Source organism: Pseudomonas sp. S36 (assembly GCF_016647875.1).
Lineage (GTDB): Bacteria > Pseudomonadota > Gammaproteobacteria > Pseudomonadales > Pseudomonadaceae > Aquipseudomonas > Aquipseudomonas parafulva.
In genome coordinates this window covers 74,887-83,543 of record NZ_JACVVG010000020.1, presented here as the reverse complement: position 1 = coordinate 83,543, position 8,657 = coordinate 74,887, and the positions used below count along the sequence as shown (strand labels likewise).

General features: G+C 59.9%; 10 protein-coding genes and 1 tRNA gene. 9 read left to right on the top strand and 2 right to left on the bottom strand.

The genetic code is table 11. The annotated features are described in order from the left end of the window. Nucleotides 1-158 precede the first annotated feature (158 nt). Entirely contained in the window at nucleotides 159-371 is a 213-nt protein-coding gene (locus IAE36_RS13655) for a cold-shock protein (RefSeq protein WP_028633362.1), read from the bottom strand. A gap of 162 nt (nucleotides 372-533) precedes the next feature. Beyond that, nucleotides 534-839 (bottom strand): hypothetical protein, encoded by a 306-nt coding sequence (locus tag IAE36_RS13650; RefSeq protein WP_028633361.1) that lies wholly within the window; start codon nucleotides 837-839, stop codon nucleotides 534-536. Nucleotides 840-1,169: 330 nt separating this feature from the next. Here IAE36_RS13650 and thrS point away from each other — a divergent pair, with 330 nt between their 5' ends. From thrS to IAE36_RS13605, 9 genes are all read left to right on the top strand, one after another. Beyond that, nucleotides 1,170-3,092 carry a threonine--tRNA ligase gene (gene thrS, locus IAE36_RS13645; RefSeq protein WP_201162296.1) on the top strand — a complete coding sequence of 641 codons (1,923 nt, stop codon included), beginning with the start codon at nucleotides 1,170-1,172 and terminating at the stop codon, nucleotides 3,090-3,092. Continuing rightward, nucleotides 3,092-3,643: a translation initiation factor IF-3 gene (gene infC, locus IAE36_RS13640; RefSeq protein WP_012052879.1), complete on the top strand. Its 552-nt coding sequence runs from the start codon at nucleotides 3,092-3,094 to the stop codon at nucleotides 3,641-3,643. The genes thrS and infC overlap by 1 nt, the downstream gene beginning before the upstream one ends. Before the next feature lie 60 nt (nucleotides 3,644-3,703). Then, the gene (rpmI, locus tag IAE36_RS13635; RefSeq protein WP_003250667.1) at nucleotides 3,704-3,898 is read left to right on the top strand and encodes a 50S ribosomal protein L35; all 195 of its coding nucleotides are present in this window, start codon (nucleotides 3,704-3,706) and stop codon (nucleotides 3,896-3,898) included. A gap of 27 nt (nucleotides 3,899-3,925) precedes the next feature. Continuing rightward, nucleotides 3,926-4,282, top strand: coding sequence for a 50S ribosomal protein L20 (gene rplT, locus IAE36_RS13630; RefSeq protein WP_003250671.1), 357 nt, complete (start codon nucleotides 3,926-3,928; stop codon nucleotides 4,280-4,282). Nucleotides 4,283-4,391: 109 nt separating this feature from the next. Continuing rightward, nucleotides 4,392-5,408, top strand: coding sequence for a phenylalanine--tRNA ligase subunit alpha (pheS, locus tag IAE36_RS13625; protein ID WP_028633359.1), 1,017 nt, complete (start codon nucleotides 4,392-4,394; stop codon nucleotides 5,406-5,408). A gap of 30 nt (nucleotides 5,409-5,438) precedes the next feature. Next, the gene (gene pheT / locus IAE36_RS13620) at nucleotides 5,439-7,820 is read left to right on the top strand and encodes a phenylalanine--tRNA ligase subunit beta (RefSeq protein WP_201212942.1); all 2,382 of its coding nucleotides are present in this window, start codon (nucleotides 5,439-5,441) and stop codon (nucleotides 7,818-7,820) included. Between the two features lie 4 nt (nucleotides 7,821-7,824). Next, the gene (ihfA, locus tag IAE36_RS13615) at nucleotides 7,825-8,127 is read left to right on the top strand and encodes an integration host factor subunit alpha (protein ID WP_003250679.1); all 303 of its coding nucleotides are present in this window, start codon (nucleotides 7,825-7,827) and stop codon (nucleotides 8,125-8,127) included. Further along, the gene (locus IAE36_RS13610; protein ID WP_014591553.1) at nucleotides 8,108-8,464 is read left to right on the top strand and encodes a MerR family transcriptional regulator; all 357 of its coding nucleotides are present in this window, start codon (nucleotides 8,108-8,110) and stop codon (nucleotides 8,462-8,464) included. Before ihfA ends, IAE36_RS13610 begins: the two co-directional genes overlap by 20 nt. A gap of 112 nt (nucleotides 8,465-8,576) precedes the next feature. Then, nucleotides 8,577-8,653, top strand: a tRNA-Pro gene (locus tag IAE36_RS13605). Nucleotides 8,654-8,657 lie beyond the last annotated feature (4 nt).

Genomic DNA, 8,657 nt, shown 5'->3' with positions numbered 1-8,657 from the left:
CAATCCACTTTGTGGGAGCGGCTTCAGCCGCGAACACCGGCGAAGCCGGTGTCACACACCGCGCTGCCTGCTTCGCGGGTAAACCCGCTCCCACAGGGTTAAACCAATCAGCCAAAAAAAACCCGCCACAAGGGCGGGTTTTTTTACAGCTATCCGAATTACTCCGGACGAACCTGTGCAGCCTGCATGCCCTTCTGGCCGCGCTCGGCGACGAAGGAAACAGTCTGGCCTTCTTTCAGGCTCTTGAAGCCGTCAGATTCGATGGCCTTGAAGTGAACGAACAGGTCGTCGCCGCCGCCTGCTGGGGTGATGAAGCCGAAGCCTTTCTCATCATTGAACCATTTGACGGTGCCGGTTTGGCGATTGGACATGGGTGAATCTCCAGAACATTTAGTATTTTCGGTGGTGCAATGCGGCCGAGGCTACGGAGCACGATGTACATCATAGTCTAATTCTGCGCATCTAGCGCCTTTTACCTGAGCCGGATGTTGATCCAGCGCAATCAACGGGTCGATTGCGCTGGCGGCAGGGCTTCAGCTTTTAGGTGCGCAGGCTTGCTGCACAACGCTCTGCGCCCGCTGCATCAGCTTGGCGTCCACGCCATCCTTGCTGTCCAGGTCAGCAATTTCTTTGTCGCTGAAATTTTTCTTGATCGCTTGCGCGCCACATTCGCAGTGCTTTTTCGCCGCGGCGGCGTCAACGCCCTGGCCGCTGGCAACCTGCGTGCATTGGGCCATGTAGGCACCCTCCTTGCCGGCAGGGAAATTGCCAGCGTTCGCAGCCATTGGCAGCAGCAGTGCGCCAGCGGCCGCCAGGGCCAGAAGAGACGGAACTCGCATAACCGGTTACTCCTTGGGGTTGGTTCTCATCAAGAGTAGGTTGCTTCCGAAAGTCTGATAGGAAACTTACCGGGTAAGTTCACCTGAAACTGCAATTTCCAAATAAATCTGCCTGGCGCAAGAGGTGCGTGCTAGCATGCTCGGCTCGCAGCTAACAGCATGCAGCCTGTAGCTGTTTTTTCCAGTCATCTGGTTCGTCCCTCGCAAGCCGAAAGGCTTCTGCCACTGTGAGGCAGGCTTCCCGTCAACGGAAGGCAGGTCGGATCTTGTACTGGCTCATCCCAACCCACGTGACCTTTGGTAGGGGTCACCACTAGGAGAGGAGGCGCCATGCCCACCATTACTCTTCCCGATGGCAGTCAACGTTCGTTCGATCATGCCGTGTCCGTAGCTGAAGTTGCCGCTTCCATCGGCGCCGGCCTGGCCAAGGCCACCGTGGCCGGCAAGGTCGACGGCAAGCTGGTCGATGCCTGCGACCTCATTCAGAACGACGCCAAGCTGCAGATCATCACCCCTAAAGACGAAGAGGGACTGGAGATCATCCGTCACTCGTGCGCCCACCTGGTCGGCCACGCGGTGAAACAGCTGTACCCGACCGCCAAGATGGTGATCGGCCCGGTGATCGACGAAGGCTTCTATTACGACATCGCCTTCGAGCGCCCCTTCACCCCTGATGACCTCGCCGCCATCGAGAAGCGCATGCAGCAGCTGATCGAGAAGGACTACGACGTCATCAAGAAGATGACCCCGCGCGCCGAAGTCATCGAGGTGTTCACCGCCCGTGGCGAAGACTACAAGCTGCGCCTGGTCGAAGACATGCCCGATGAGCAGGCCATGGGTCTGTACTATCACGAAGAATACGTCGACATGTGCCGTGGCCCGCACGTGCCGAACACGCGCTTCCTCAAGGCGTTCAAGCTGACCAAGCTGTCCGGCGCCTACTGGCGTGGCGATGCCAAGAACGAGCAGCTGCAACGTGTGTACGGCACCGCCTGGGCTGACAAGAAGCAGCTGGCGGCCTACATCCAGCGCATCGAAGAAGCCGAAAAACGCGACCACCGCAAGATCGGCAAGCAGCTCGACCTGTTCCACCTGCAGGAAGAAGCCCCAGGCATGGTGTTCTGGCACGCCAACGGCTGGACCGTGTACCAGGTGCTGGAGCAGTACATGCGCGCCGTGCAGCGCGAAAACGGCTACCAGGAAATCAAGACCCCACAAGTGGTCGACCGTATTCTGTGGGAGCGTTCCGGCCACTGGTCCAACTACGCCGAGAACATGTTCACTACCTCGTCGGAAAGCCGTGACTACGCGGTAAAACCGATGAACTGCCCGTGCCACGTGCAGGTGTTCAACCAGGGGCTGAAAAGCTACCGCGACCTGCCGCTGCGCCTGGCCGAGTTCGGTGCGTGCCACCGTAATGAGCCCTCCGGTGCCTTGCACGGCATCATGCGCGTACGTGGCTTTGTACAGGACGACGCGCACATCTTCTGCACCGAAGAACAGGTGAAGAAAGAAGCCGCCGACTTCATCAAGCTCACCCTGGACGTGTACAAGGACTTCGGCTTCACCGACGTCGCCATGAAGCTGTCCACCCGCCCGGCCAAACGTGTGGGCTCCGAAGAGCTGTGGGACCGTGCCGAAGGTGCACTGGCCGACGCCCTGAACGAGTCGGGCCTGGAATGGGAATACCAGCCGGGCGAGGGTGCCTTCTACGGGCCCAAGATCGAATTCACCCTGCGCGACTGCCTGGGCCGTAACTGGCAGTGCGGTACCCTGCAGTATGACCCGAACCTGCCCGAGCGCCTGGACGCCAGCTACATTGCCGAAGACAACGCCCGCAAGCGCCCGGTGATGCTGCACCGCGCCATCCTCGGTTCGTTCGAGCGCTTCATCGGCATGCTCATCGAGCATTACGCGGGCGTGTTCCCGGCGTGGCTGGCACCCACCCAGGCCGTGATCATGAACATCACCGACAAACAGGCCGATTTCGCCCTTGAAGTGGAGAAATCTCTGAACGGTAGCGGTTTCCGTGCCAAGTCGGACTTGAGAAATGAGAAGATCGGCTTTAAAATCCGCGAGCATACTTTGCTCAAGGTCCCGTACCTTTTGGTTATAGGGGACCGCGAAGTCGAAACGCAAACCGTAGCCGTGCGTACTCGCGAAGGCGCAGACCTGGGCTCTATGCCCGTCGCGCAATTCGCTGAGCTTCTGACACAAGCGGTTTCCCGGCGTGGTCGCCAAGAATCGGAGTAATGACTATTAAGCGTGAAATGAGAAACGATAAGCGTGCTGTACCGAAGGCCCCGATCAACGAGAATATCTCGGCCCGCGAGGTTCGGTTAATTGGCGCAGACGGCGAGCAGGTTGGCATCGTCTCGATTGATGAAGCGCTGCGTATCGCTGATGAAGCGAAGCTGGACCTGGTAGAAATCTCTGCAGACGCGGTACCGCCTGTCTGCAAGGTCATGGACTACGGCAAGCACCTCTTCGAAAAGAAGAAGCAGGCCAACGAAGCCAAGAAAAACCAGAAGCAAATCCAGATCAAAGAAATCAAGTTTCGTCCAGGGACGGAGGATGGGGATTACCAGGTAAAACTACGCAACCTGGTACGTTTCCTTACCGATGGGGACAAGGCCAAGATCTCTCTGAGATTCCGTGGTCGTGAGATGGCCCACCAGGAGCTGGGCATGGAGCTGTTGAAGCGGGTCGAAGCCGACCTCGCCGAATACGGCACCGTTGAGCAGCATCCGAAGATGGAAGGACGCCAGCTTATGATGGTCATCGCCCCCAAGAAAAAGAAGTAATCTCCCGGGCACGGCAGGCCTGATGATTATGTGTAATTTTATCGAATGCGGAGTTCCAACATGCCAAAAATGAAAACCAAGAGCGGTGCTGCGAAGCGCTTCCTGAAGACAGCTTCGGGCTTCAAGCACAAGCACGCTTTCAAGAGCCACATCCTGACCAAAATGTCGACCAAGCGTAAGCGTCAACTGCGCGGTGCCAGCTTGCTGCACCCGTCTGACGTGGCAAAAGTCGAGCGCATGCTGCGCGTTCGTTAATTCTGGTTAAGATAGAGGAAGTTACTCATGGCTCGTGTTAAGCGTGGCGTCATCGCTCGTAAGCGTCACAAGAAAATTCTGAAACTGGCTAAAGGTTACTACGGTGCACGCTCGCGCGTATTCCGCGTAGCCAAGCAAGCGGTCATCAAGGCAGGCCAATACGCCTACCGCGATCGTCGCCAGAAGAAGCGTCAGTTCCGCGCACTGTGGATCGCTCGTATCAACGCCGGTGCCCGCACCAACGGTCTGTCCTACAGCCGTCTGATTGCTGGCCTGAAAAAGGCTTCGATCGAAATCGACCGTAAGGTTCTGGCCGATCTGGCAGTGAACGAAAAAGCGGCGTTTGCTGCGATTGTCGAGAAAGCTAAAGCCGTTCTGGCTTAAGTACCCGCGACAATCACCCGGCGGCGCTAGCGTCGCCGGGCATTGAACGTCATCGATAGGGGAAGAGCCTTCAAAGCTCTTCCCCTATTTTCGTATCTGGAGTCTGTACATGGAAAACCTGGATGCGCTGGTCTCCCAAGCCCTGGAGGCCGTGGAGCGCGCTGAAGACATCAATGCCCTGGAACAGATCCGGGTCAATTACCTCGGCAAGAAAGGCGAGCTGACCCAGGTGATGAAGACCCTGGGCAACCTGCCAGCCGAAGAGCGCCCCAAAGTAGGTGCGCTGATCAATGACGCCAAAGAGCGCGTCACCGTGGTGCTCAACGCACGCAAGGCCGCCTTCGAAGAGGCCGAGCTCAGCGCGCGCCTGGCTGCCGAGTGCATTGATGTGACCCTGCCAGGCCGTGGCCAGGCCACCGGTGGCCTGCACCCCATCACCCGTACACTCGAGCGCATCGAGCAGTTCTTCACCCATATTGGCTACGGCATTGCCGAAGGCCCCGAGGTGGAAGACGACTACCACAACTTCGAAGCGCTCAACATCCCCGGCCACCACCCGGCGCGGGCGATGCACGACACCTTCTACTTCAACGCCAACATGCTGCTGCGCACCCACACCTCGCCGGTACAGGTACGCACCATGGAGTCCACCCAGCCGCCGATTCGCATCGTCTGCCCGGGCCGCGTATACCGCTGCGACTCCGATATCACCCACTCGCCGATGTTCCACCAGGTTGAAGGCCTGCTGATCGACCGCGGCATCAACTTCGCCGACCTCAAGGGCACCATCGAAGAGTTCCTGCGGGTGTTCTTCGAAAAAGAACTGGCCGTGCGCTTCCGCCCGTCGTTCTTCCCCTTCACCGAGCCGTCCGCCGAAGTCGACATCCAGTGCGTGATGTGTTCCGGCAAAGGCTGCCGCGTGTGCAAGCAAACCGGCTGGCTCGAAGTGATGGGCTGCGGCATGGTGCACCCTAACGTGCTGCGCATGTCTGGCATCGACCCGGAAGAGTTCCAGGGCTTCGCCTTCGGCATGGGCGCCGAGCGCCTGGCCATGTTGCGGTATGGCGTCAATGATTTGCGTCTGTTCTTCGATAACGACCTGCGGTTCCTTGCCCAATTCCGCTAGGCCCATCGACGCATATTTTAGGAGAACAGCATGAAATTCAGTGAACAGTGGCTGCGCGGTTGGGTAAACCCGCAAGTCTCCCGTGATGAACTGGTCGCCCGCCTGTCCATGGCCGGCCTTGAAGTCGACAGCGTAACCCCAGCTGCCGGCCAGTTCACCGGCATTGTGGTAGGCGAAATCCTATCCACCGAACAACACCCGGACGCTGACAAGCTGCGCGTGTGCCAGGTGAGCAACGGCCAGGACACCTTCCAGGTGGTGTGCGGGGCCCCCAACGCCCGCCCAGGCATCAAGATCCCGTTCGCCATGATCGGTGGCGAGCTGCCAGGCGACTTCAAGATCAAGAAGGCCAAGCTGCGCGGCGTGGAGTCGTTCGGCATGCTCTGCTCGGCCGCCGAGCTGCAGATCAGCGAAGAAAACGACGGCCTGCTGGAACTGGCAGCCGACGCCCCGGTGGGCGACGACATCCGCCAGTACCTGAGCCTGGACGACGCCAGCATCGAGATCGGCCTCACCCCCAACCGTGGTGACTGCCTGTCCATCGCTGGCCTGGCTCGCGACGTCAGCGCCCTGTACGACGTGCCCGTCACCCGCCCACTGGTGCCTGCCGTGGTGGCCGCCCACGACGAAGTGCGCCCCGTCGATGTCAGTGCACCGGCTGCCTGCCCGCGTTACCTGGGCCGCGTCATCCGCAACGTCGACCTCAGCAAGCCCACCCCGCTGTGGATGGTCGAGCGCCTGCGCCGCAGCGACGTGCGCAGCATCGACGCCGCCGTCGACATCACCAACTACGTGATGCTCGAACTCGGCCAGCCGATGCACGCCTTCGACCTGGCAGAAATCAACGGCGGCATCCGCGTACGCATGGCCGAAGAGGGCGAGAAGCTGGTGCTGCTCGACGGCCAGGAAGTCGCCCTGCGCGCCGACACCCTGGTAATTGCCGACCACACTCGCGCCCTGGCCATTGCCGGCGTGATGGGTGGCGAGCACAGCGGCGTGAACACCGAAAAAACCCGCGACCTGTTCCTGGAAAGCGCCTTCTTCGAGCCGATTTCCGTCGCCGGTAAAGCCCGTTCCTACGGCCTGCACACCGATGCCTCGCACCGCTACGAGCGCGGCGTAGACTCGCACCTGGCCCGCGAAGCCATGGAGCGCGCCACCGCCCTGTTGCTGGAGATTGTGGGCGGCGAAGCCGGCCCCATCGTCGAGGCCGTCAGCGAGCAGCACCTGCCCAACGTGGCCCCGGTTACCCTGCGCGCCGACCGCATCGCCCAGATGCTCGGCATGGACATGGACCCAGCCCAGGTCGAGCAGCTGCTCACCAACCTCGGCCTGGGCATCCAGGCCGACGGGGCAGGGCAGTGGACTGTCACCGTGCCAAGCCACCGCTTCGACATCAGCCTGGAAGTCGACCTGATCGAAGAGCTGGCCCGCCTGTACGGCTACAACAACCTGCCCGTGCGCTACCCGCAGGCCCGCCTGGCCCCACAAGCCCGCCCCGAAACCCGTGGCGAGCTGCCCACCCTGCGCCGCCTGATGGTCGCCCGCGGTTACCAGGAAGCCATCACCTACAGCTTCATCGACCCGAAACTGTTCGAGCTGTTCAGCCCCGGCGTACAGCCACTGCTGCTGGCCAACCCCATCTCCAACGACATGGCCGCCATGCGCGCCTCGTTGTGGCCGGGCCTGGTGAAGGCACTGCAGCACAACCTGAACCGCCAGCAAGACCGCGTGCGCCTGTTCGAAAGCGGCCTGCGCTTCGTCGGCCAGCTGGGTGACCTGCAGCAAGAACCGATGATCGCTGGCGTAGTCACCGGCAGCCGCCTGCCCGAAGGCTGGGCAAACGGCCGCGACACTATCGACTTCTTCGACGTGAAGGCCGACGTGGAAGCCCTGCTGGGCTACTCCGGTGCCCTCGGCGACTTCACCTTCGCCGCCGGCAAACACCCCGCCCTGCACCCAGGCCAAACCGCGGAAATTAAGCGCGACGGCAAACTGGTGGGTTACCTTGGCGCCCTCCACCCAGAGCTCGCCAAAGCCCTGGACCTGGACCGCCCGGTGTTCGTGTTCGAGCTGGTGCTGGCCCAGGTAGTGGAAGGCCGCCTGCCCAAATTCAGCGAACTGTCCAAGTTCCCGGAAACCCGTCGTGACCTGGCGTTAATCGCAGGACGTGATGTAGCTTCTCAGGACGTGCTTGACGTAATTCGTGACAATGCAGGCGAATGGCTCACAGACCTCAGGCTGTTTGATGTGTACCAGGGTAAAGGTATTGATCCTGATAGAAAAAGCCTGGCCGTCGGCTTGACCTGGCAGCATCCATCGCGCACTCTTAACGACGATGAGGTGAACACTACCCTGCAGAACATCCTCACCTCGCTAGAACAAAGGTTGAACACCACGTTAAGGAAATAACGGCATGGGTGCTCTGACGAAAGCTGAGATGGCCGAAAGGCTGTACGAGGAGCTGGGGCTTAACAAGCGTGAGGCCAAGGAGCTGGTCGAGCTGTTTTTCGAAGAAATTCGGCACGCACTTGAAGAGAACGAGCAGGTGAAGCTATCGGGTTTCGGTAACTTCGACCTTCGCGACAAACGCCAGCGGCCGGGCCGCAACCCCAAAACCGGGGAAGAAATCCCGATCACCGCACGGCGCGTCGTCACCTTTCGTCCAGGGCAGAAGTTAAAGGCCCGGGTTGAGGCCTATGCTGGAACCAAGCCATAACGACGAACTGCCCCCCATTCCGGGCAAACGGTACTTCACGATTGGTGAAGTGAGCGAGCTTTGCGCCGTTAAACCGCACGTGCTGCGGTATTGGGAGCAGGAGTTCGACCAACTCAACCCTGTGAAGCGGCGGGGCAACCGGCGGTATTATCAGCGCCAAGACGTGCTGATGATCCGCCAGATCCGGGCCCTGCTGTACGACCAGGGCTTCACCATTGGCGGGGCGCGGTTGCGGCTTTCCAGTGATGAGGTGAAGGATGAGTCAAGCCAGTACAAGCAGCTGATTCGGCAGATGATTGTTGAGTTGGAGGATGTGTTGGTGGTGTTGAAGAAGTGACCTCGGTTGATCATTGATGGAATTTTTTGAAAAAAAGCTTCCATTAATCAAAAGGTTAGGGTATCTTCTTCATCGTTCTCAGCGGTAAGGGGAACATGCTTCAAAGCCCAGTCGGGGCGTAGCGCAGCCCGGTAGCGCACTTGCATGGGGTGCAAGGGGTCGAGTGTTCGAATCACTCCGTCCCGACCATTAT

Excerpts from the sequence above, each read along its gene's own strand:
- IAE36_RS13655 (WP_028633362.1), bottom strand. The coding sequence starts at position 371 with ATGTCCAATCGCCAAACCGGCACCGTCAAATGGTTCAATGATGAGAAA.
- IAE36_RS13650 (WP_028633361.1), bottom strand. The coding sequence starts at position 839 with ATGCGAGTTCCGTCTCTTCTGGCCCTGGCGGCCGCTGGCGCACTGCTG.
- thrS (WP_201162296.1), top strand. The coding sequence starts at position 1,170 with ATGCCCACCATTACTCTTCCCGATGGCAGTCAACGTTCGTTCGATCAT.
- infC (WP_012052879.1), top strand. The coding sequence starts at position 3,092 with ATGACTATTAAGCGTGAAATGAGAAACGATAAGCGTGCTGTACCGAAG.
- rpmI (WP_003250667.1), top strand. The coding sequence starts at position 3,704 with ATGCCAAAAATGAAAACCAAGAGCGGTGCTGCGAAGCGCTTCCTGAAG.
- rplT (WP_003250671.1), top strand. The coding sequence starts at position 3,926 with ATGGCTCGTGTTAAGCGTGGCGTCATCGCTCGTAAGCGTCACAAGAAA.
- pheS (WP_028633359.1), top strand. The coding sequence starts at position 4,392 with ATGGAAAACCTGGATGCGCTGGTCTCCCAAGCCCTGGAGGCCGTGGAG.
- pheT (WP_201212942.1), top strand. The coding sequence starts at position 5,439 with ATGAAATTCAGTGAACAGTGGCTGCGCGGTTGGGTAAACCCGCAAGTC.
- ihfA (WP_003250679.1), top strand. The coding sequence starts at position 7,825 with ATGGGTGCTCTGACGAAAGCTGAGATGGCCGAAAGGCTGTACGAGGAG.
- IAE36_RS13610 (WP_014591553.1), top strand. The coding sequence starts at position 8,108 with ATGCTGGAACCAAGCCATAACGACGAACTGCCCCCCATTCCGGGCAAA.